Raw genomic sequence first — 22,891 nt, forward strand, 5'->3', positions numbered from 1 at the left:
TTAACTTGAATGCTTTCAGGTCTCGGTAAACAAGGCTGGGCGCTGGGCGCGGTGCCTTTGTTTTTTGCTGAGTACGAATGCGAGCAGGTTGCCATGTCGGCAATGGCCTGCCGAGTGTCCTTCGCTTAAACATGGCACGGCGGTGTTACGGCATGTTTCTGGCTGTCACAAACGCGTCATATTGCCTCTGCTAATCTCCTCGGCGCCCTGCCCTACACCCCAGTCCTAGAGCCCCCAACCGAAGGTGCCGCCAAGGTGTTTCCGACTTCCGTTCGCCAGCCAATCATCCTGCGCTCCGACAATCTCCGTTCCGATGACTTCGGCGCGTTGTTCTCCCGATTCTTCGGCAACCGATATTCCGACTCCCCGCCGCTGCCGTCGAACATCATTATCGGCGGCGTTTACGGGCGGCACGATGGCGTCAGTTTCCGGCGCATGCATTACCACGGTGATTTCAGCGTTTCGTTTCCCGATCCGCAGGATGAGATTACGTTTGTGATCCCCACGGCGGGCAAGATTGTTTTCAATCACGCGACCGAGTCCATCGGTGTGACGCATGTGGGCCTGGCGGTTGATAAGGCCGATATTCGCTCGATGCGCTTTGTTGATGATCATGCGCATCACGGCATGTCGATCAATCGTCATCAACTCACCGAGCGGTTGTCGATGCTGTTGGATAAACCGATTCTGGAGAAAATCGTTTTTGCACCCAGCGTGGACCTGAACACTGCAGCGTTTCAGGGGATTCGGGCGTTGATTGATCTGGCGACGGGGGCGGAGTTTGATCTGTTGCTCAACAGCGGGACTTTGATGCCGTCGCGGTTGCGCGAGATGTTGATTGATGCGGTGCTGGAGGCCTGGCCGCATAACTTTTCCGAAGCGTTGCGACGGCCGACGCCGTTGGTTGCGCCTCGGCATGTGAAGTTGGCAGTGGAGTTTATTCAGGCGCATCCGGAGCAGTTGGTCAGTGGTGTGGATCTGGCGCGGTTGAGCCATGTCAGTCAGCGCGCGTTGCAGGAGGGATTTCGGCGGTTTGTCGGGATGTCGATTGTGGCGTACCAGCGGCAGGTGCGGCTGGAGCGGGCTTATGAGGTGTTGAAGCAGCGGGGTTCGGGGTCGGTGACCGAGGTGGCGTTGCGGTTCGGGTTTAGTAATGTGGGTCGGTTTTGTCAGTATTTTCAGGGGGCTTATGGGGTGAGTCCGGCGGAGTTTCGGGCTCGGGGGTGATGGGGTAACAGGTTTGCAAGGTAACGTGTGGTGGGAAGATTTAGCTAAAACGTCGCACCGCGCCGATGGGTCGCTAAGCGTGGGGATGGCACGCCGGCGCGGTTGATCGAGGAGTGGGCGCGGAGGCGTTTGACCGAGTTGGCCAGTTGATTTTGCGGTGACTGCTTTCCCCTCACCCTAGCCCTCTCCCCAAGGAGAGGGGACCGAGCCGGGGATATTGAAGATCTACACCGACCTGAGAGTCTTGCTTTGAATCCATAATCGCCTCGATCTTTCAGGTCGATGCATGACGCAAGACGCCTCGGTAAGTCCCCTCTCCCACAACTTCATATACAAGCGCAAGGGACACTCGCAGGTTTTGTGGTGCGGCTGCCCCTCACTCCAGTGCTCTCCCGAGGGAGAGGGAGCGGATTGGTGGGCTTTTCAAAATTTGAGCTCGACTCGGTATGCCACGTCGGTGTAACTCTTCCAATCCACGCGGTCAGTCCCCTCTCCCTTCGGGAGAGGGTTAGGGTGAGGGGCTTTTGCGGGAGCGGGCTTGCTCGCGAACGCGGTGGGTCAGTCGATTTGATGTTGACTGGTCTGGCGCTTTCGCGAGCAGGCTCGCTCCCACAGTGGGTTTTGGGGTGTTTGTTGGATTGGGGGTCATCCTTGATCCCGTGTGTTTTTTAGAAGGCGTAACTGGCCTTGAGGCCGCCGTTGAAGCCGTGGCTGTCACCGCCGCCGTTGGCGCCCACTTCTGCACCCAGGCTCAGGGCGCCGAGGCTGGCCATGACGTTGACGCCGCCGCTGAATTGGTCGCGGTTGTCGAAAGCGGCGCGTTGTTCGATATCGAGGCCCAGCAGGTGGCTTTGGCTGTCGACCTGGTTGTCGCCCAGTGTGCGTTCGTAGCCCACTTGTACGCCCGGCACCAGTTGCCATGCGCCCATCGTCACCGGGGCGAAACCTACGTTGAGGTTGGCGACTGCGCTGCGGCGGGTGGCGGTGTTGTCGTCGACGTCGAGTGAGAGTTCGCTGCCCTTCTCTTTGAAGCCGTTGAGGTCGAGGTGGCTGACGCGAAAACCGAGGCTGGGTTCGAAGGTCATGCCGTTGACCGGGGCGCGGTAGCCGAGGGCGACGGTGGCGCCGCTGAGGTTGCCGTGGCTGTTGCCTTTCGCGGTGCCGAGGCCGCCGCCGAGCTCGCGTTTGCTGTCGTAGTCGACGTAGCCGGCGCTGGCATTGGCGTCGACGAACAGGCCTTGTTCGAGGCTGGTGAAGCCGTAGCGGGCGCCGATGTTGAGGAAGGTGAAGTCGGTGTCGGCTTCGCCACCCGCTCCGCCGACCGTACCTTTGCTGTAGCCGAAGCCGCCACGTGCGCTGAGTTGTTCGCTGAAGCGCTGGGTGATGCCGACCATCAGACCTTGGCTGTGTTCGTTGCTGCTCTCGGCGTGGGCCGAGCCGTCGGTGCCGAGGTAGCTGGCGAGCGCGGTGGTCCAGAGGCGATATTGGCCGACCTTGAGGTCAGTGCCGCTGGCGAATGGCGCGGCGGCTTGTTCGATCATCGCGTTTTGCCGCAGCAAGTAGCTGGCGGCGTCGGCGTGAACCTGGCCGCCGACCTGGGATTCGACACCGCCGAGGGTGCCGGCGTCGATGGCCGATTGCAGGTAGTAGTTGTAGGCGCTGTAGGTGCCGGACAGGTTGGTGTTCTGCAATTGGCGGAGCAATTCGGCGCCGGCGGCGGCGTTGCCGATCAGCCCGGCCTGACCCGGCAGGCTGTTGTATTCGACCAGTTTGCCGCGCAGCACATAGATGGTTTCCTGCGACAGACCGAGGCCTTGTTTAAGGTAGTTGTCCATGCTGCCGTATTGCGCGGTGACTTCGTCGAGGCCGGCTTGCAGGTAGCTGGCCTGCACGCCGAGCAGCGGCTCGTAGATGGCGGCCATGCTCGGCGGCAGCGCTTTGAGCGTGGCGGCGACGCGGGCGGCGGTGTAGTCGTTAGTAGCGAGGTAGTTGGCCATGATGGTCGCATTGTCGACCCCGGCGATGCTCTGCAACACGGCGGCGGTCCAGCCGGTGCGGTCCTTGCCGGCGGTGCAGTGGAACAGTTGGGCGCCGTCGGTGCTGGCCAGTTCGTTGAAGAGTTGGTTGAACTGGCCGCGCATGCCGGCGTCACTGACGAAGGCGCGGTTGGTCTGTTCCATCATGGCGATGGCGTCGGCGGCGCTTTTGAAGGAGATGTTGGTGATGTTCGAGCCAGAGGTGGTGCTGCCGATGATGTCGATGTTCTGCCAGGTCGCGCCGCTGATCATGGTGTCGGGGGTGGCGGCGATTTCGCTGGGGGTACGCAGGTCGTAAACGGCTTTGATGCCGAGGCCGTTGAGAATCGCCAGATCGGCGGCGGTCGGCGTCAGCGCGTTGGAACGGTAGAACACCCCGGCGCGCATCGTGCCGTCGTGGGCCGTGGTGTACGCGGTGGTGATGCCGGCGACGTCGCGGAAGTTGTCGATGCCTTGCAGGCGCGGCGTGTCGAGCGGTACAGCCTCGGCAGCATGGGCGGCGGCGATGGACAGGCTCAGTACGGACAGCGAACACAAAAGACGTTGAAACACGGTGCAGCCTCATTTCGGTTGGCGTTGGGCTGCCTACTATCTGCACCGGATTTAGACCGAATATGACAAATTCACGCCGCACGAAAATGCCTGCGCGAATGGGCCGTGGGGTGCGTGAATTGTCCATCGGGTCGGATGGTGGAGTTTGAGCGGCGACCCTGTGGGAGCGAGCTTGCTCGCGAATGCGGTGGGTCAGCTAAGGTGATGTTGGCTGACAGGGCCCCTTCGCGAGCAAGCTCGCTCCCACAGGGTTCTTCGGGATGCTGGATATCCTGGATTTGACACAAATTTTGTAGGAGTGAGCCTGCTCGCGATCGCGGTGGGTCATTTAGCAATAATGCGGCTGATAGACCGCGATCGCGAGCGGGCTCACTCCTACAGGGTTCTTTGGGCTATTGGATATCTGTGTTTTGCCACAAACCTGTGGGAGCAAGCCAGCTCACACAGGGATTGAAGGCCGGCAGTGGAATAGTTGATCTACAACAATATCCGCCGATCCCGGCGGCGTTATTCTGGTGTGGCTGAAAACAGCCGTGCTGTGCGCACGTCACAGGCCTTGTGGCCAAGGTGGCGCTAAATGAACAAAAAACGCATTGTCTGGGGGAGCGTTCTCCTGGGCCTTCCGTGTGTCTTGCTTCCGCTCCTTTTGATGGGTTACGTCGCCTGGATGTTGAATCTGGCGGCGGCGCAACAACGTCTGGAAACCCTCGCTTCCGTCGCCTCCAGTCGCGCCCACGGGACTTTCAGTGAAGCGGCCGGCGCACTGAAATCCATCGCGGGTTCGCGGCTCGCGCCGTGCACGCCGGAAAGCATCGACGAGATGCGTCTGCTGACCATCAACACCCTCTCCGTGAAGTCGATCGGCTACGTCGAAGAAGAGATTTACGCCTGCGGTTCCTGGGGACCGGTCGGGCAGCACGCGGCGCCATGGCGCGAGGATTTCACCACCTCGGACGGCGTGCGCGTGTCGCTCGGCGTGCAGTCGCGCATCGTTGCGGCGAAACCGATGATGGCGCTGCAGTATGCGGCGTTCAACGTGCTGGTCGATCCCGAGCAGTTTCTGCATGTGATGCTCGATGAGGATCTGCATCTGACGGTCGGCACCGCGTCCGGGCAATTGATCAGCACCTCGCGCCCGGGCGCGGAACACTTTCTCGCTCGTGTGCATTCCGGCCCGCATTCGGGCCTTGCCGACGGTTATCTCTACACCCTCGTGCACAGCGGCGACTGGGTCGCCATCGCCGCGCTGTCGCGCCATGAGCTGATGCAAGGCCTGATCCGCCGGGAGTTACTGCTGTTGCCCATCGGTGGCTTGCTCGCGGGGGTGCTGGTGTTGCTGATCGTGCGCCGCACCCGGCAACGTCTGTCACCGCTGGCGGAACTGCAACTGGCGGTGCGCAATCGCGAGTTCGTTGTTCACTATCAACCGATCATCCGCCTCAGCGACGGTGCCTGCGTCGGTGCGGAGGCTCTGGTGCGCTGGCAGCATCCGGATGGCTCGCGGGTGTGCCCCGATGCATTTATCCCACTGGCCGAGCACAGCGGTTTGATTCTGCCGATCACCGATCAGGTCATCGACAATGTGATGCGCGACCTCGGCCCGTTGCTGGTCAAGGAGCGCGGCTTGCACGTGGCAATCAACCTGGCGGCCAAAGACGTCAGCAGCGGCCGCTTTCTGCCGAAGCTGGAAGCCGCATTACGTCGCGCCGATGTCCAGCAACAGCAGATCTGGCTGGAAGCCACCGAACGCGGTTTCGTCGAGATCGACTCCGCGCGCACGACAGTCAATCGCGCCCGAGAACTGGGTTATCTGGCGGCCATCGACGATTTCGGCACGGGGTTTTCCAGCCTCCAGCATTTGCAGCAACTGCCGCTGGATGTGCTGAAGATCGACAAATCGTTCGTCGACAACATCGATCAGGATGCCGCGACCGGCACCGTGACCGGCCACATCATCGAAATGGCCAAGAGCCTGCGCCTGCAGATTGTCGCCGAAGGCATCGAGACTGAAGCGCAGCGCGAATACTTGCGTAATCATGGCGTGCATTTTGGTCAGGGCTGGCTGTTCGGCAAAGCGATGCCGGCGGAGGAGTTTTTGCGGTTCTATCAAGACTGCACGAAAGAAGCGGTTGAGCAGGATGCGCTGGAAGCAGCGATGCCGATTTAAGCGCGCATAAACACCTGGGCAAACCCATCTTCGGTCGCGCGATGGGTTTGCAGATAGCCCGCTTCAGTTGGTCTGGCTGACAACCTTGATGTCTGTAATCCCTACCCGCCTGGCCTGCTCGAGAATCTCCTCGGCCGTTGAATCCGCTGTGGGCATGATCAATCCGTTTTCCGCGTCGCCCAGATGTAGTTCCAGCAGATGCATCGCGGCCTCGTGCTCGGCCAGTTGCTGTTCTTTGAGTTCAAGCAGAAAGGTGCGAGGCTCGCCGTTGAATCGGTAATCGATGTGATAGGTGTACATGATGTCATCCGCGTCAGTAGGAAAAGGCAACTGATTATCCTGACGCAGTGGTCAGTTTTTAGTTCAAATTGAATAGCCTCTCCGGTCAATCTGGATTTCACAGCAAACTTTTCGCGCGCCGGGGCGTCCTTTTCTTAAACCCCTTAGCGGCTGATTTCAGCCAAGGATCGGCGATGACCTTCTTCATTTTTCTTCTGGCCTGCGCAGCAGCGGCAACCACTGGCGTGATGTTCAAACCGGGGCCGTGGTACGAAACGCTGAACAAACCCGGTTTTACCCCGCCCAATTGGGCGTTCCCCGTGGCCTGGACGATTATCTATCTGCTACTGGCCTGGGCCGGTTACCGCTTGAGCCTGATCCCCGGCAGCCAGACCGTGCTGGCCCTATGGGCGGCGCAGATTGCGTTGAACACGCTGTGGACGCCGGTGTTCTTCGGCGCGCATCAGGTGCTGGCGGCGATGGTGATTCTCACCGTGTTGTGGCTGGTGGTTGCGGCGATGGTGGTGCTGGCGATACAACTGGACCTGATCACTGGCTTGATCCTGTTTCCCTATCTGGCGTGGCTGTGTGTGGCCGCCGCGTTGAATTTCTCCATCCTGATCAAGAACCGCTGATGACCCATGCCAATTGGGGTGCTGCAACACCGTGGCCGCAAGGCGAGCGCGAGTTGGCGCAAGTGCGCGCCTTCAACCGCAAACTCGCCTGGCTGCCGCGTTTCAAGATCCGCAATCGCCTGACGCCGCGTTTGATTCAGGCGCTGTTGCGCGTCAGTCAGGTCGGCGGTGCGAGGAAGTTGCGCGAGCATGACCTGACAGCTGAGCAGAAGATGCTGGGTAACGTACCGGTGCGGATCATCCGCCCCAAAAGTCAGGCGAAAGCCGTGGTGCTGGACTTCCACGGTGGCGGCTGGGTGATCGGCAATGCGCAGATGAACGACAACTTCAACATCGCCATCGTCAACACCTGCCAGGTGACGGTGGTCTCGGTCGATTATCGATTAGCGGTTTCGACGCCGCTTGAAGGTCTGCTGGAGGACTGCCTCAACGCGACTCGCGGGGTATTGAGTGATGCCGAATTTGCCGGTCTGCCCGTCGTGGTGGTCGGTGAATCGGCGGGGGGTCATCTGGCGGCGGCGACCTTGCTGGCGCTCAAGCAATGGCCGGAGTTTTTGCAACGCATCAGCGCCGTGCTGCTGTATTACGGCGTCTACGACCTGACCGGAACCCCAAGCGTGCGCAGCGCGCTGGCGGATACGCTGGTGCTGGACGGCCCGGGCATGGTCGAGGCACTGCGCTTGCTGACCCCGGAACTGACTGACGAACAACGCCGCCAGCCACCGCTATCACCGCTGTACGGCGACTTCGCCGGTTTCCCGCCTGCACTGCTGTTTGCCGGTGAACTCGATCCGCTGCGCGACGACACCCTCGATATCGCCAAACGCTGGGCGCAATCGGCGCCGGTCGAGATGTACTTGCTGCCCTGCTCGCCTCACGGTTTCATCCACTTCCCCACGGCCCTCGCTCAGGGCGTTCTGGCCTACAGTCGGCAATGGATTTCGGCGCGCATCGAGGCCGACACTCAAGCGCTTTGAAGCGCTGTGGCTTGGTACAACTGCCGATAGGCCGCGACCAGTTGTTCGAGGGAAAACGCCAGATTGCGCCCGCTGGGATTGGGCAGCACCCAGACCGCCGCACCGCCGAAAGTTTCCGGCTGAAGCCCCCAGGCAATGGCTTTTTTCCCGGAGAGCCCCGCGTAAGCCGCTTTGCCGAGAAACGCCACATGCCGTGGTGTGTAGCGGGCCATCTTCGCTTCGAAATCAGCGGCGGCAGCGATGAATTCCTGCGCTGACACTTGATCCGCCCGCGCGGTTGGCCGGGCGACCACCGCCGTCAAACCGCACTGATGTTGCAGAATCGAGCGGTCGTTTTCCGGGCGCACTTCTTCGGGCGTGAACCCGGCCAGATGCAGCGTGCGCCAGAACCGATTGCTGCGCCCGGCGAAATGATGTCCCTGCTCCGCCGCGAGCAAACCGGGATTGATCCCGCAAAAGACCACTGACAGATCCTCCGCGAGAATGTCTTCGAGAGCGTTCATGTTCGCGCTCAGCCGCAAATCACGCTGACGGCGTTGCGCACAATCGCGGTCAGTTCTTCGCGGGACTTGCCCGCCCGCGCGCGGATCGAAATGCTGTGCAGCAGCGAAGAAGCAATCACCGCCAGCGCGGCCAAATCACTATCGGGCTTCAGTTCGCCAGCCTCGATTGCCGTTTGCAGGCGTGCTTGCAGATCAGCATCCAATTGGCTGAGGCGTGCCGACAGCACATTGCGGATTTCCGGGTCTTCAACCGCTTCGGTGGTCGCCGTGCCGATGGCAAAGCAGCCACGAGGTTGACCGTCGCCCGAGAAGTAGATCGCCAATTGCCCCTCATAAAAACCGCTCAGCGCCTGGGCCAGGGTCAGGCTGCTGTCGGTCAGCGCGGCCTGCATGGCGGCGTGCGCGGTGTCCCAATATTGATCGAGAGCCTTGATGTACAGCGCGTGTTTATCGCCAAAAGCGGCGTACAGGCTCGGCCGGTTCATCCCTGCCGCCGTGGCGATGCTGTCCAGCGAAGCACCGGAATAGCCGGTATTCCAGAACACACCGAGGGCCTGCTGCAGCGCCGTTTGCGGATCATAGGCGCGAGGACGGCCACGGCCTTTTCCTTCTGTCGGTTTATTTTGTGCCATGTCGTACAAATTCCTTGCATGGATGGGAAGTCGCTCATATTCTTACACCATCGCACAAAATTAAGGAACCAGAAATTCCTTGGTTAGCAGCTTTGTTATGGCGCAGCCCCAATGGGCTGTAGCAACGACGAACAGCGGTAAGGAGCGATCCTCCCCCACCGCGCACCGATTTGATTTTTCGCAGCCATTAATCACGTCGCGGCGACAGGCGATTGCCCCGGTCGGCCCGATGTTCCGTTTGCGCTTCAGCATTTTGGATAGAGCAGATCATGACCCAGCCAATTGATCTCACCGCAGCACATGCCAGCGCCCAGCCGATCCGCGATCTGCCGGACGCCCCATCGAAAAAACCGCTCAAGCAAAGGGTGCGACCACTGTTGATGGCAGGCGTGCCCGCGCTGTTCGCGGTCATCGGCTACAGCCAATACCGGGCGAACGAGCCTTTCGTTTCCACCGACAACGCCTATGCCCGCGTGGCCAAGGCATCGATCAATGCACGGGTGTCCGGGCAAGTGGTCGAGATTACCGTGGACGACAACCAGCCCGTGCGCAAAGGTCAGGTGTTGTTTCGCCTCGACCCGCAACCGTTACAGATCGCAGTCGACCGCGCCGAAGCGCAGTTGGGCAATGCTCGCCTGCGCATCGACGGCCTCAAGGCCAGCTATCGCCAGCAGCAGGCCGAACTGCAATCGGCGCGGGCGTCGGCGGACTACGATCAGAAAGAGTTCGCTCGCAAAAAAGCACTGATCGCCAGCGAGTTCGTCTCGCGGGCAGCCTATGAACGCGCCGACACCGACCTGAAAGTCTCACGCCAACGCATCGCTTCGATCGAGCAACAGATCGCCAGCACCGTAGTCGCCCTCAGTGGTGATCCGGACATCGCCATCGACCGACATCCAACCGTGCGCGAAGCCAAGGCCCAGCTCGACGAGGCGCAGCTCTATCTGTCCTACGCCACAGTGACCGCACCGGCCGACGGCATCGTGGCCAAGGTCGACGACTTGCAGGTGGGCAATTACGTCAGCAACGGCAGCGCGGCGTTCGCATTGATTTCCGACCATGAGACCTGGATCGAAGCCAACTTCCGCGAAACCCAGCTCAACCACATGCGCCCCGGCCAGACGGCGACGATCACCCTCGACACTTATCCTGACCGCCCCTTCAAGGCCCACGTGATCAGCATGAGCCCCGGCGCTGGCGCGGACTTCGCCCTGCTGCCGCCGGAAAACGCGACCGGCAACTGGGTGAAGGTGGTGCAGCGGGTACCGGTGCGCCTCGAACTCGACGACGCTGACCCGGCCATGCCGTTGTTCTCCGGCACCAGCGCCACGGTCGAAGTCGACACCGGCCACCGCACGCCGTGGTGGTATCCACTCAAGTCGTTGCTCAGCGCGGGGTAATGGTGATGAACAACACGGCTGATCTGCGCGCATTACGCTTCGTCGCCTTACTGACGACTTATCTGCAATCGATGAATCTGCCATTGCCCAATGCCGCCCTGCGTTTGATACAGGGCAGCCTGTCGATGACTGACGATCAGGCCGGGTGGATTTTCACGGCGTATCTGGCCGCCAGCGCGATCACTTTGCCGATCGCGCAGTGGCTCGCCGCGTCCTTCGGCTTGAAGCGGGTTTATCAGATTGCCCTGGTGTTGTTTGCCCTCGGCCTGTGGCTCGGCACGTTGGCGAGCACGCCGCTCGAGTTCATCGCCGCGCGCATTCTGCAAGGCCTGGCCAGTGGCGTATTGGCGCCGCTGTCGATGGCGATTGCCCTGAAAACCCTGCCCGCTGAAAAGCGTCCTGCGTTCGGCGCGAAATGGACGGCGCTGGTGCTGTTCGGCATCGTCAGTGGTCCGAGCATTGGCGGCCTGATCTGTGAGTACCTCGACTGGCGGCCGATGTTTTACCTGAGCCTGCCGCTGATCGCGTACATCTTCATGACGGTGGCGTTGCTGCTCGCCGAGAAAAAAGCCGAGCAGCGTCCGCCCTATGATTTCTTCGGCTTCGGCACGTTCACTGTCGGCATGATCGGCCTGCAGATGCTCCTTGATCGTGGCGAGCGCCTGGACTGGTTCGACTCGCTGGAAATCTGCATCGAAGCGCTGGCCTGCGCGCTCGGGTTGTACCTGTTCATCGTGCATCGGTGGACGGCCAAAGTGCACTTCGTCAGCAAGGCGCTGCTGCGCGATCGCAACTTCGTGCTGTCGACGGTGATGTTCTTCGCCCTCGGTTTTGTGCTGCTGTCGACCATGGCGCTGACCTCGCCGATGCTCGACGAAATCATGGGCTACCCGCCAGACACCACCGGGTTCCTGACCATTGCGCGCGGCATCGGCCTGGTCGGCGCGTTCCTGCTGATGGGCCGTGCGCCGGGCTGGATCGACACACGGGTGTTTATCACCGCCGGTATCGCGCTGGTGGTCTACGCCAATTGGCTGATGCTCGGCTACTCGCCGCTGATGGACTGGACGCCCGTGGCGTGGAGCGGATTCCTTCAAGGCGTCGGCCTCGGCGTGCTGATGCCGGCGCTGAGCAAAGTCGCGTTCAGCACGCTCAATCCGGCATTGCGCGCAGAAGCCACCGGCCTGTTCAACCTGATGCGCGTCTACGGCAGCACCCTCGGGGTGGCGGTGGTGCAGATCTTTTTCTTCAACAACACCCAAGCCATGCACGTCGCGCTGGTCAGCCAGTTGACGCCCTATCGAACGGCGCTGCCGACCTCGTTATCGGCGCTGGAAGGTCTGAACCACCTGGTGACCCATCAGGCTGCGTTCGTCGCGGTCATGGGCCAGTTCAAGATTTTGATGCTGGCGATGCTCGTGGTGAGCCCGCTGGTGTTGTTGCTGCGCAAACCGGCTGCGGCCAACTGATCTTTGTGGAGTCTGCAAAATGAAAACGTCTACACGCTTCACTCGCTCTGCAAGCCCCGGCGTTCTTAGCGTATTGGCCATGATGGTCATGCTTTCTGCCTGCACCGTCGGCCCCGACTTTCAGCGCCCTGCCGCTGATTCGTCACAGCACTACGATGAGCAAGCCGAGCAGTCGTCCGGTGCTCAGCGCTTCGACATGGGCCAGGGAATCAACGGCGATTGGTGGACCGCGCTGCGCTCGCCAAAACTCGATCAAGTGATGCGCCGCGCCATCGACGGCAACCTCGAACTGGTCGCCGCCGATGCGACCCTGCGCCAGGCTGCGGCCTCCGTTGCAGCGGCGGAAGGCGCGCTGTACCCGCAAGTGGATTTTGCGGCGGCGGGCGGTCGGCAACGCACTCACAGCGGACCGCAGCCGAGCGTTGCCAATGTCTACGCCATCGGCCCACGGGTGACATTCGACCTGGATGCTTTCGGCGGCATCAAACGTGAAGTCGAAGGCCAGCAGGCGTTGGCCGATTTGCACAAACACCGCTACGAAGCGGCCTACCTCACTTTGACCGGCGAAGTGGCCCGGCAGGCGCTGCTGATCGCTTCGGCCAATGCGCAAATTGAGGCTGTGCAAACACTGCTGGCCAATGACTCAAAAAACCTTGATCTGGTGCAGCGTGCTCAGCAAAGCGGCAGCACCACGCGCATCGATGTGTCGCTGGCCGAAACCCGCCTCGCGCAGGATCGCACGTTGCTGCCGCCCCTCGCCCAACAGCGTGATGCGGCGCGGCATGCCTTGTCGATCCTCGTCGGCAAAGGCCCGGCCGACTGGATCGCGCCGGATTTCACCCTCAGCGACTTTGCCTTGCCGACGACGCTGCCGGTCAGCCTGCCTTCGGAAACCGCCCGCAATCGCCCGGATATCTTGCAGGCCGAAGCCGAACTGCACATGGCCAGCGCGGCCGTGGGGGTGGCGACAGCCAATCTCTATCCGCGCATCGAGTTGTCGGCCTCACTGGCACAAGCCGCGTCCGGCAATGGCGGCGCCGCACTATGGGGGTTCGCGGCCGGCCTGACTGCGCCGATTTTCAATGGTGGCACGCTGAAAGCCGAACGTCAGGCCGCCATCGATGGCTACAACGCCTCGCTCGCGCGCTATCAGCAAACCGTGATTGAGTCGTTCGGCCAGGTCGCGGACAGCTTGCAGGCGATCCATCACGGCGCCGAACAAAATCTGGCGCAGGACGATGCGTTGCGCGCCGCCGACAGCAGTTTGCGCCTCAACCAACAGGCTTACGCCCAAGGCGAAAACAGCGTCCTGCAAGTGCTCGAAGCCGAGCGCGCGTACGAGCAAGCGCTGCTTGGGCAGATTCAGGCGAAAACCACGCGCTATCTCGACACCGTGCAATTGTTCGTGGCGCTGGGTGGCAATTCCGTAGGCGTCTTCGCGCAAAAACTCGCCGCCCGTGCAGGCACTGGGCAAACCCCGCTGTAACCATCGACACTGGAGAAAAACCATGACTTACGAAGCCTTTCACGATGCGCTTCGCGACACCCGCTGGCCACTGAACAACGGTGCAGGCTCGATGCCGGCCGTTGGCTTTGGCACGTTATTCCGCGACTTGAGCACCACCACCGAAGCGGTCAAATGCGCGCTGGAGGTGGGTTTCCGCCACTTCGACTGCGCCGAACGTTATCGCAACGAAGCGCAGATCGGCGTAGCGTTTCAGCAGGTTTTCGCTGCCGGGCAGATTCGCCGCGAAGACGTGTTCATTACCACCAAACTGTGGAACACCAACCACCGCCCCGAGCGGGTCAAACCGGCCTTCGAGGCGAGCTGCCAACGCTTGCAAACCGACTATATCGATTGCTACCTGATCCACACGCCGTTCGCTTTTCAGCCGGGTGACGAACAGGATCCGCGCGATGTATTCGGCCATGTCATCTACGATGGCGAGATCACGTTGCTCGACACCTGGCGTGCGCTGGAAAGTCTGGTGGATGAAGGTCGCTGCAAATCCATCGGTTTGTCGGACATTACTTTGGAAGCGCTGAAAGAAATCGTCGCGCACGCACGGATCAAACCGGCCGTGGTGCAGATCGAGTCGCACCCGTACCTGCCGGAATGGGACATGCTCGAGTTCTGCCAACAGCACGGCATCATTCTTCTGGCGTTCGCGCCGCTGGGTCACGGGATGCAGCCGAATGTGCTGGAGGACGCCGTGCTGACCGGGATTGCCCGGCATGTACAGAAAACCCCGGCGCAAGTGGCACTGGCGTGGGCGGTGCAGCGTGGCACGGCGTTTCTGACGACCTCGGCGACGCCAGCGCATATTCAGGAGAATTTTGATGTTGCGACATTGCCGCAGCGGGCGATGCGTGAGATCAAGGAAGACATCAGCACGCGGATCCGCTTCAATTCGGTGGTGGAAACCGGGGTGCCGGGGTTTATTCCCGGGCGCAAGTCTTGAAGTTTGTGGCGTGACGCAGAGTGTAGCCCTCACCCCCCGCCCTCTCCCGGAGGGAGAGGGAGCCTGATCGGGGGATGTTCAAGTGATGTGAACATCCAGAATGCTTTGTCGAATCCATAATCGCCAAGGCCTTTCAGGTCGGCGGACAGCGCGAGACACCTCGGTCAGTCCCCTCTCCCTCCGGGAGAGGGTTAGGGTGAGGGGCTGCCATTAGAAGTGAACACCGACCCACCAACACCACACAACCCACCATAAGGCGGAACAACGATGGACGTTTTCCAGAGCATGCGTTTCTTCGTCGCCGTCGCGCAAAGCGGCAGCTTTACGGCCGCCGCCGAGTTGCTCGACACCACCACAACCAACGTCTCCAAAGCCGTGTCCGCCCTCGAAGCCCGCCTGCACACGCGTCTGATCAACCGTACCACCCGCCGCCTCGCCCTGACCGAGGCGGGCCTGCGTTACCTGCAACGCTGTGAACGCATTCTCGACGATGTCCGCGAGGCCGACGAAGAGGCCGGCACCGCACAAACCCTGCCCGTGGGCCGCTTGAAAATCCACGCGATGTCGGCCATCGGCAACCACTACGTGATCGACGCCATCGCCCGCTATCGAGAAATTCACCCCACGGTGATGTTCGACCTGACCCTGACCAACCGCGTGCCGGACTTGCTCGAAGAAGGCTACGACATGTCCATCGTGCTGGCCCGCGAACTGCCGGATTCCGGCTTCGTCGCGCAACGTCTCGGCATCACCTACAGCATCCTCTGCGCGTCGCCGGCTTATCTGGAAAAACGCGGCACACCGCACTCGCCCGACGCCCTGGCCGAACATGAGTGCCTGCGCATCGTCAACACGGTGATGCCAGTGGAGCACTGGACGTTCGAGGGGCCGCAAGGCATGGAGACCATCACTATTCCCCTGTCACCCTTTCACATCAACACCGCCGACGGCATGACCATCGCGATCAGAAAAGGCATGGGTATCGGCATTCAGCCGATAGCATCGGCCGTGGATGGCCTGCGGGCGGGGACATTGGTGCGGGTGCTGCCGGAGTACCGGCTGGAGGAATTGAACCTGTTCGCGATCTATCCGTCGCGCAAGTTCGTTGATGCGAAAACCAGAACCTGGGTGGATTTTCTCAAGCAGTCGATCCCGGAATTACTGGCATCGGATGAAGATATTGCGGGAGCAAGTAAGCACTGAGCGCAGCAGACCAGGAGTGTCGACCCTCCCTTCTCTGCAGTGAATCAACTGGAGCAGCCAGTGCCCATGACCTGGTATTGCAAAACATGGCGCTCGCCATGGGAGTCTTCATAAGTCATCTGAACCGGCACGGGTGCGCATTCATTGGCCGGCTCAGTGATCGAGATCACGTGCTCGATGTCGAGTTTGCTCGAGTAGCCATAGGTTTCGACCGGCAGGTTTTGCGTTTCCGTCGTATCCGCATACGCCTGCGCGCCCAGACTGCCAAGCAGTAACGCCATTGCGATTTTCATTGTGTTCATGATGTTCACCGTCTCGTTGAGTGGGCCGCTTCAGCGTGATTGCTGCTGGCCTGGAGACGATGCTAGGGAATGACAGTGGCGGGAAAAATCGGGTGGTGGGACAAACACTGTTGCCGAATCGTAGGTGAATGGCAGCATACCTATAGCGGGCGTTCGACCAGACTCAGGCAAGGTAAAAGAAGTACAGCGCCAAACCCAGCAACTGCATGATCAACAGGATCGCAAGGACGTGGTTGCAGCCCTTCCACGCCTTGCTCACCGGTTGGTTTTTTGCCACTCGGTAACGAAGATAACTGTCGAGTGACAGCGAGGCCGTGGGGATGAGCACGAACAAAAACGTCAAAAAGAAATTAAACATTTCCCTTGCCCATCGACTCCCAACATGAAACCGGATTTGTTCGCTGCATCGTGCACTGCTCAAGTCGTCTGAGCAGACAGCTTAGCTGATCGGCATGTACCCGGAATCCTTGGGGTTGTGCACCGCAGTGATCCCGGGCGATAACACTTGGTGGGGACAAGTCAGTGACATGCAAACCCGCAACACCGCCATTCAATGGCAGAATCCCCTGACCCTGATGATTTCGGAGACCACAATGCTGCGCGTGTTTGAACAACGGCTCGACCCATTTCCTCCCGACGAAACACCACCCCCGCCGGTCGGCCTGATGCGGTTCCTGTGGGCCTGCACGCGCGGCGCACGCGGTTATATCCTCGCACTGGCGCTGCTGAGTGCCGGTGTTTCAATCTACGAAGCCTGGCTGTTTTCCTTTCTCGGCCAGGTCGTCGATCTGCTCTCGACCTGGCAGGCCGGTGGCGGTGTCAACGCGCAGGAAAGTCGTGTGTTGTGGGGCATCGGCATTGTGTTGTTTATCAGCATCGGGCTGGTGGCGCTGCGCACCATGGTTCAGCACCAGATCCTGGCGATCAATTTACCGTTGCGGCTGCGCTGGGACTTCCATCGACTGATGCTGCGGCAAAGCCTTTCGTTCTTCTCCGATGAGTTCTCCGGGCGGGTCACGACCAAGGTCATGCAGACCGCGCTGGCCGTGCGCGAAGTCTTGTTCACGCTGATCGAAATCGCACCGGGCATTGGCGTTTACTTCATCGCGATCATCGCCCTGGCCGGCGGCTTTGCGCTGAAACTGATGCTGCCGTTCATTGCCTGGCTCGCGTTGTTCGGGCTGGCCATGCTGTACTTCGTGCCCCGTTTGGGGAAGGTCGGCCAGGAACAGGCCGATGCGCGATCGTCGATGACCGGGCGCATTGCCGACGCTTACACCAACATCACTACGGTGAAGCTGTTCTCCCACTCCAAACGCGAAGCGCACTTCGCCCGTGCGGCGATGGAGGATTTCAAACTCACCGGTTTTCGCCAGATGCGTCTGGTCAGCCAGTTCGAGATCGTCAATCAGGCGCTGGTGGTCGGGCTGATTATCGGTGCCGGCGGCTATGCCCTGTGGCTGTGGCATCTGGGTCAGGTCGGCACCGGCGCGGTCGCGGCGATCACCGCCATGGCATTGCGCATCAACGGCATGTCGCACTGGATCATGTGGCAGATGACGTCGCTGTTCGAAAACATCGGCACCGTGCAGGACGGCATGGCCACCCTCACCCGTGGCCCCAAAGTGCAGGATGCGCCGAACGCCGGCGTGCTGGTGCCGGCTGGCGGCGCGGTGTCTTTTGACAAGGTGAATTTCAACTACAACGGCGAACGGCAGGTCCTCGACAACTTGAGCCTGCACATCCGCCCCGGCGAAAAAATCGGCCTGGTCGGCCGCTCCGGCGCGGGCAAATCGACGCTGATCAATCTGCTGCTGCGCTTTTACGATGTCGACAGCGGTGAGATCCGCATCGACGGGCAAAACATCGCGCACGTAACGCAGGACAGTCTGCGCAGCGCGATCGGCATGGTCACCCAGGACACGTCGCTGCTGCACCGCTCGATACGCGACAACATCGCCTACGGCCGCCCGGACGCCACCGACGAAGACATCCGCCGCGCCGCCGCCAATGCGCAAGCCGACGGTTTCATCAGCCAACTCAGCGACAAGCAAGGCCACAGCGGCTACGACACCCTGGTCGGCGAGCGCGGCATCAAGCTCTCCGGCGGCCAGCGCCAACGCATCGCTATCGCCCGGGTGATGTTGAAGAACGCACCGATCCTGCTGCTCGACGAAGCCACCAGTGCGCTGGACTCGGAAGTCGAAGTGGCCATTCAGGAAAGCCTCGATGAAATGATGCAAGGCAAAACCGTGATCGCCATCGCCCATCGGCTGTCGACAATTGCGGCGATGGACCGACTGATTGTCATGGACGAGGGACGCATCATCGAACAGGGAACGCACACTGAACTGCTCAACAGAAACGGCATTTATGCGCGGCTCTGGCAGCATCAGAGTGGTGGGTTTCTGGGTGAGGAACAGGGCGTGGCGGCGGCGATGGATCAGGCTTGAGGGTGTGGGGCTGAAGTATGTGATGGAAGAGCACAAGGCCAAGCTCGCCGACTACAAGATCTCCATGCCGTAAGTTGAGTGCTGCCCTATTGATGAATGCCGCACGAACGCCGTACGGCACTTCACCCGTGATTGTTGTTCGTTTTATCTGAGGTAGTACTTTTGAAAAAAATAATGTCAGCCGGATGCGTAATCTTGCTCGTGAGTGGCTGCACCTTTACGGCTGTCGATAAGCTCGGACCGGGGGAATATATGATCACCAGCCATGGCAGCATATTCAATTCAAGAGAGGGCATGCTGGAGAACATAAACCAGAAAGCCGCAAAGGCTTGTAATAACAAGCCTTACCATCTAGTAGGTGACTCAAACGCGAATATGGTTATCGCCACGCAAACCCAGATTGGAAGCACTCCAACCACCATCCTTGGACTAAAAGCGATTTGCGAGGATGGCAGTTAATAGCCGAGACTTTCGCCAAGCGGAGTGCGACGGCAACCTTTGAGCAGGGTACGAACGTTGCACTCCCTCCCGACACCTTGATGGCCGTGCACCTTCAACTCGCTGGCACCGCAAACACCGCACTAGCGCGCGCAACCGTGCGCTCCCCGACATGCAGACTAACGGCCGCAAACGCCAATTGACGCCCTTTTTTCGAGTACTCAAGACGCACTTCCAGCCACTCGTTCATTTTTACGGCGCCAAGATAATCCAGAGTCATGCTCGCCGTGATCAATGGCTGCGGAGGATCGCTGGAAAAGGCCATGGCGTAACCCATACCGACATCGGCCAACGTCGCCAATACGCCGCCATGCAAGGTGCCACGGCCATTGGCGTGGCGTGAGTCCGTCAACAATCCCAGTTCCAATTGCAGCCCACTGCCCCTCGCGTAGATCGGGCCAAGCAAATCGAGCAACGGGCTGCTGCGGCTGAATGGGGTGAATCCTTCGGGAATTGCGGTGGCGTCCATGGTCCCTCCGTGTGCCGGCGACTCACCGGCGTCATTGACCTGAATACTTCGATTCAGTTGGAAGGTTTATGGGGAAAGATGTAACGGGGCAAGCACTATACGCATTTGGAATCTGCAGTGATAAACCGTGCGCCTAGAATGAACGGTACTGACACCCGGGGAGCTATCTTGATACCTTGCAGAACCCGAAACAGGCTCTTGTTCAAGGAGGAAAATTGCGGATCTACATTACAGGCGCTTCGTGTGCAGGTGTGACTACATTGGGGCAGAACCTCGCCCTTTTGCTCGACCTGCAACACGTCGATGTCGATGATTATTACTGGATGCCCACCAATCCTCCGTTCACGACTAAACGACCACCCGATGAACGCGTTTCATTAATGCAGCGAGAACTCGACGACGATTGGGTGCTGACCGGCTCGTGTATCAATTGGGGAGACACGCTGATTGCACATGCCGATCTGATTATATTCGTTGTCACTCCAACGCCCACTCGCCTTGAACGGTTGACGGCACGTGAAAAGCAACGCTTTGGCGACCGGATTGCACCCGGTGGTGATATGCATGAGATACATGCGGCCTTTCGAGAATGGGCCTCGCAGTACGACAATCCAGACTTTTCAGGACGTAATCGAGCGTGGCACGAGTCGTGGTTATCCGCGCAAACAGCCCCGGTGTTACGAGTTGACGGCATGAGAAGTACTGAAAAAATGGCGGTGGATGTCATTCAGGCTTTGTCGTGATCGCGGGAACCAGAACGATCAGCCCGTCGACGCCAGATCCGTACGCTCCATCATCCGAACACTGGCAAACGTCGATTCATTACGTGCCTGATCAAGCGTCGTCAGCGGCTTGATCATTGACGGCTGCGTTACCGGTTTACGACTCATTTCAGAACCAGAGCGCTCGTCACTCGGTGGCACGCCAAAGTGCTCGCGATAGCATTTGGAAAAATGCGGCGTGGAAACGAAACCGCAGACATACGCCAGCTCAACGATCGACAAGGAGGTTTGCTTGAGCAGTTGCCGCGCTCGAATAAGCCGCAACCTCAAGTAGTAGCGTGACGGCGTGCATTGCAGGTATTTCTGAAATAGCCGCTCCAGCTGCCGACGTGACAGGTCGACGTATTCGGCGAGGTTATCGAGATCGATCGGTTCCTCAAGATTGGCCTCCATTAACGCGACCACTTCCTGCAGCTTCGGCTGATGCGTACCGACCACGTGCTTGAGCGGCACGCGCTGATGGTCCTGCTCGTTGCGGATGCGCTCGTAGACAAACATCTCGGAAATGGCGGCGGACAGTTCACGACCATGATCACGAGCAATCAGGTGCAGCATCATGTCCAGCGGTGCGGTGCCACCGGAGCTGGTGACGCGGTTGCGGTCAAGGGTAAACAGACTGGTGCTGACGTTGACGCACGGGAACGCCTCCTGCATTGCAGCCAGAAACTCCCAATGCACACTGCACTCATAGCCGTCGAGCAACCCGGCTTTGGCGAGCGCCCAACTGCCGGTACACACCCCGCCCAAGCGTTTCGATTGACGCGCCAACGCTTGCAGCCAGACCGTGTGTTCGCGGGTGATTGCGCTCTGGATGCCGACGCCACCGCAAACGATGACGGTGTCCGCCACGCAGGGATTGCTCCAGGCGCCATCCGGGGTGATCGGCACGCCGTCGCTGGCCCAGACCGGGGCGCCACCGGGGCTGTAGGTATGCCAGCGATACAGCGTCCGGCCCGTCAGTTGATTGGCCATGCGCAAGGGCTCGACAGCGGACGCCAGCGACATGAGGGTGAACTTGTCCAGCAGCAGAAAACCCACGCATTGAGTTGTCGCGTTGGCCACGGAGGGGGTCGATGACATCATGTCCTCATAAGAGTCGGTCTGAGACACAGGCGTCTGTCATGCCCCTCGACATTCGCGAAGGGCGTATCAGGTTCGGCGCAACCGCCTACCCCGCTGACGTGACCCTCGCCGCTGGCGCAGGATGACGCGACGTCACCAGGCCGATAAAGGAAATCGCCAGTGCCAGTCCGATGGTTGTAGTGACCTCGGTGCGGTGTTGCGGGGTGATCATCATCACCGCCAGCGCGGCGCAGATAAACACAATCACCAGCCACGTCAGCCAGGGAAACAGCCACATGCGAAAGGTCAGTTCGACGTTGCGCTGTTGCAATATCCGCCGCATGCGCAACTGCGACACCGCGATCGCCAGGTACACCAGCAAGGCAATTGCACCGGAACTGGCGAGCAGGAACTCAAACAACCCGGCGGGCATGAAATAGCTCCACACGGTGATCGACGCACCCAGCACGGTGCTGGCGATGACGGCGGCACGCGGCACGCCTGCCGAGGAAGTTGCCTTGAGCATCTTCGGCGCATCGCCACGCCGACCGAGCGAGTACAACATGCGCGAGGCAATGTAGATCGAGGAGTTCATGCAACTGGCCACGGCGATCAGCACGACGACGTCGACCATGAACTTGGCGTGGGGAATGTTCATGATTTCCAGGGCGCGCTGATAAGAGCCGACCGAGGCCAGCAACGGATCATTCCAGGGCACCACGGAGATCACCACGAAGATCGACAGCAGGTAAAACACGCCGATGCGCCAGATCACCGAACGCGTGGCCTTGGCAATATTTCGCGACGGGTCGCTCGATTCGGCAGCGGCAATGGTCACCGCTTCGGTGCCGATAAAGCTGAACATGATGGTGATGAACGCGCCGACAACCGCCGACAGACCGTTCGGCGCAAAGCCACCGTGGTCGGCCATCAACCCGCTCAAGCCGCTGACTTCCCTGTCGGGAATCCAGCCCATCAGCACGGCAAACCCGACACCGATAAAACCGATGATCGCCACAACCTTGGCCATGGCGAACCAGAATTCGAATTCACCGTACTTGGACACGCTGAACAGGTTGGTCACCACCAGCGCAATGATCGAGCCCAAGGCGAACAGCCAGGCATCGACCTGAGGAAACCACTGGTTCAAAACATGCCCGGCCGCCAATGCTTCGATGGGAATCACCAACACCCAGAACCACCAGTAAAGCCAACCAATGGTGAAGCCCGCCCAGCGCCCGATCGCCTGATCGGCATAGGTCGAGAACGAGCCGGTGTCCGGGTTGGCCACCGCCATTTCGCCGAGCATGCGCATGACCAGCACGACGAGCAGACCCGAAAACAGATAAGCCAGCAGCACCGCCGGCCCCGCTGCGGCAATGGCATGCCCTGAACCTACGAACAATCCGGCGCCGATAATCCCGGCAATGGACAGCATGGTGACGTGACGAGGCTTGAAGCCCTGCGCCAATTGGCTACTCGAATCCATGGAGTTCGGGCTGATCATTCGTTTTTTTATTCTCTGCTGATCGACATTTAAGCGAGTTGACTCAGGCAAACGATCATCATCGTCGCCTGTAAAACTCCCCGAAAGAAGCCCCCTCAACCGCCGCAGTTCTTATCAACCCCATGATCTGTATGGGGTTATCTTGACTTAAAGACACCTCACCTTACCCGGCCTGCCCGATGAGTCAGTAGCCTGATTGCGCCATGATCGTGTCTGATATCGACATTCGAGAACTACGTGTTCACGATTAAAACCATTTGGTCACCGCGCGCACAT

20 protein-coding genes are annotated in these 22,891 nt (G+C 60.1%); 11 read left to right on the forward strand and 9 right to left on the reverse strand.

The features are described 5' to 3' along the window. The first annotated feature begins 255 nt into the window (after positions 1 to 255). On the forward strand, positions 256 to 1,227 hold the full coding sequence (locus ACWR1S_RS05755; RefSeq protein ID WP_454562768.1) for a helix-turn-helix domain-containing protein: 972 nt from the start codon (positions 256 to 258) through the stop codon (positions 1,225 to 1,227). A gap of 668 nt (positions 1,228 to 1,895) precedes the next feature. Here the strand turns inward: ACWR1S_RS05755 and ACWR1S_RS05760 are convergent. Next, positions 1,896 to 3,815, reverse strand: a complete 1,920-nt coding sequence (locus ACWR1S_RS05760) for a tyrosine-protein phosphatase (RefSeq protein WP_454562769.1) — start codon at positions 3,813 to 3,815, stop codon at positions 1,896 to 1,898. 649 nt (positions 3,816 to 4,464) lie between these two features. Between ACWR1S_RS05760 and ACWR1S_RS05765 the strand changes: the two genes are divergently transcribed. Then, the gene (locus ACWR1S_RS05765) at positions 4,465 to 5,982 is read left to right on the forward strand and encodes an EAL domain-containing protein (RefSeq protein ID WP_454562770.1); all 1,518 of its coding nucleotides are present in this window, start codon (positions 4,465 to 4,467) and stop codon (positions 5,980 to 5,982) included. A 63-nt stretch (positions 5,983 to 6,045) separates the two neighbouring features. On the opposite strand, the gene ACWR1S_RS05770 is transcribed toward ACWR1S_RS05765, so the two are convergent. Then, positions 6,046 to 6,312 carry a hypothetical protein gene (locus ACWR1S_RS05770; protein WP_331691229.1) on the reverse strand — a complete coding sequence of 89 codons (267 nt, stop codon included), beginning with the start codon at positions 6,310 to 6,312 and terminating at the stop codon, positions 6,046 to 6,048. Between the two features lie 143 nt (positions 6,313 to 6,455). Here ACWR1S_RS05770 and tspO point away from each other — a divergent pair, with 143 nt between their 5' ends. Together tspO and ACWR1S_RS05780 are read left to right on the forward strand one after the other, a co-directional pair. After that, the gene (gene tspO, locus ACWR1S_RS05775; protein WP_077572574.1) at positions 6,456 to 6,896 is read left to right on the forward strand and encodes a tryptophan-rich sensory protein TspO; all 441 of its coding nucleotides are present in this window, start codon (positions 6,456 to 6,458) and stop codon (positions 6,894 to 6,896) included. Continuing rightward, positions 6,896 to 7,873: an alpha/beta hydrolase gene (locus ACWR1S_RS05780; protein WP_454562771.1), complete on the forward strand. Its 978-nt coding sequence runs from the start codon at positions 6,896 to 6,898 to the stop codon at positions 7,871 to 7,873. Before tspO ends, ACWR1S_RS05780 begins: the two co-directional genes overlap by 1 nt. Here the strand turns inward: ACWR1S_RS05780 and mug are convergent. Together mug and ACWR1S_RS05790 are read right to left on the reverse strand one after the other, a co-directional pair. Then, positions 7,861 to 8,376 carry a G/U mismatch-specific DNA glycosylase gene (gene mug / locus ACWR1S_RS05785; RefSeq protein ID WP_454562772.1) on the reverse strand — a complete coding sequence of 172 codons (516 nt, stop codon included), beginning with the start codon at positions 8,374 to 8,376 and terminating at the stop codon, positions 7,861 to 7,863. The genes ACWR1S_RS05780 and mug overlap by 13 nt on opposite strands. A gap of 8 nt (positions 8,377 to 8,384) precedes the next feature. Then, positions 8,385 to 9,008, reverse strand: a complete 624-nt coding sequence (locus ACWR1S_RS05790) for a TetR/AcrR family transcriptional regulator (protein WP_454562773.1) — start codon at positions 9,006 to 9,008, stop codon at positions 8,385 to 8,387. Positions 9,009 to 9,277: 269 nt separating this feature from the next. Between ACWR1S_RS05790 and ACWR1S_RS05795 the strand changes: the two genes are divergently transcribed. The 5 genes from ACWR1S_RS05795 to ACWR1S_RS05815 all read left to right on the forward strand — a co-directional run bounded on the left by ACWR1S_RS05795 (position 9,278) and on the right by ACWR1S_RS05815 (position 15,542). Then, positions 9,278 to 10,408 (forward strand): HlyD family secretion protein, encoded by a 1,131-nt coding sequence (locus ACWR1S_RS05795; protein ID WP_454562774.1) that lies wholly within the window; start codon positions 9,278 to 9,280, stop codon positions 10,406 to 10,408. A gap of 5 nt (positions 10,409 to 10,413) precedes the next feature. Further along, complete coding sequence (locus ACWR1S_RS05800; protein WP_454562775.1) at positions 10,414 to 11,877, forward strand: DHA2 family efflux MFS transporter permease subunit; 1,464 nt, start codon at positions 10,414 to 10,416, stop codon at positions 11,875 to 11,877. Positions 11,878 to 11,896: 19 nt separating this feature from the next. Then, positions 11,897 to 13,363 carry an efflux transporter outer membrane subunit gene (locus ACWR1S_RS05805; protein ID WP_454562776.1) on the forward strand — a complete coding sequence of 489 codons (1,467 nt, stop codon included), beginning with the start codon at positions 11,897 to 11,899 and terminating at the stop codon, positions 13,361 to 13,363. A gap of 22 nt (positions 13,364 to 13,385) precedes the next feature. After that, positions 13,386 to 14,339: an aldo/keto reductase gene (locus tag ACWR1S_RS05810; RefSeq protein WP_454562777.1), complete on the forward strand. Its 954-nt coding sequence runs from the start codon at positions 13,386 to 13,388 to the stop codon at positions 14,337 to 14,339. A gap of 267 nt (positions 14,340 to 14,606) precedes the next feature. Continuing rightward, positions 14,607 to 15,542 carry a LysR family transcriptional regulator gene (locus ACWR1S_RS05815; RefSeq protein ID WP_454562778.1) on the forward strand — a complete coding sequence of 312 codons (936 nt, stop codon included), beginning with the start codon at positions 14,607 to 14,609 and terminating at the stop codon, positions 15,540 to 15,542. Between the two features lie 44 nt (positions 15,543 to 15,586). Here the strand turns inward: ACWR1S_RS05815 and ACWR1S_RS05820 are convergent, their stop codons facing one another. Then, positions 15,587 to 15,844, reverse strand: coding sequence for a DUF2790 domain-containing protein (locus ACWR1S_RS05820; RefSeq protein WP_454562779.1), 258 nt, complete (start codon positions 15,842 to 15,844; stop codon positions 15,587 to 15,589). A 163-nt stretch (positions 15,845 to 16,007) separates the two neighbouring features. Further along, a complete protein-coding gene (locus ACWR1S_RS05825) occupies positions 16,008 to 16,202 on the reverse strand; it encodes a hypothetical protein (RefSeq protein ID WP_108225435.1) in 195 nt (64 codons plus the stop codon). A 235-nt stretch (positions 16,203 to 16,437) separates the two neighbouring features. Between ACWR1S_RS05825 and ACWR1S_RS05830 the strand changes: the two genes are divergently transcribed. Next, complete coding sequence (locus ACWR1S_RS05830; RefSeq protein WP_454562872.1) at positions 16,438 to 18,297, forward strand: ABC transporter ATP-binding protein; 1,860 nt, start codon at positions 16,438 to 16,440, stop codon at positions 18,295 to 18,297. A 553-nt stretch (positions 18,298 to 18,850) separates the two neighbouring features. On the opposite strand, the gene ACWR1S_RS05835 is transcribed toward ACWR1S_RS05830, so the two are convergent. Beyond that, positions 18,851 to 19,264: a PaaI family thioesterase gene (locus ACWR1S_RS05835; RefSeq protein WP_454562780.1), complete on the reverse strand. Its 414-nt coding sequence runs from the start codon at positions 19,262 to 19,264 to the stop codon at positions 18,851 to 18,853. 215 nt (positions 19,265 to 19,479) lie between these two features. Here ACWR1S_RS05835 and ACWR1S_RS05840 point away from each other — a divergent pair, with 215 nt between their 5' ends. After that, positions 19,480 to 20,007 carry an ATP-binding protein gene (locus ACWR1S_RS05840; RefSeq protein WP_454562781.1) on the forward strand — a complete coding sequence of 176 codons (528 nt, stop codon included), beginning with the start codon at positions 19,480 to 19,482 and terminating at the stop codon, positions 20,005 to 20,007. Between the two features lie 18 nt (positions 20,008 to 20,025). Here ACWR1S_RS05840 and gbdR read toward each other — a convergent pair whose 3' ends face one another. Both gbdR and gabP read right to left on the reverse strand, forming a co-directional pair. Further along, positions 20,026 to 21,126 (reverse strand): choline metabolism transcriptional regulator GbdR, encoded by a 1,101-nt coding sequence (gbdR, locus tag ACWR1S_RS05845; protein WP_454562782.1) that lies wholly within the window; start codon positions 21,124 to 21,126, stop codon positions 20,026 to 20,028. 88 nt (positions 21,127 to 21,214) lie between these two features. Continuing rightward, positions 21,215 to 22,615: a GABA permease gene (gene gabP, locus ACWR1S_RS05850; protein ID WP_454562783.1), complete on the reverse strand. Its 1,401-nt coding sequence runs from the start codon at positions 22,613 to 22,615 to the stop codon at positions 21,215 to 21,217. Between the last annotated feature and the right edge of the window lie 276 nt (positions 22,616 to 22,891).

The sequence above is a fragment of the Pseudomonas sp. AIG genome, from assembly GCF_977020205.1.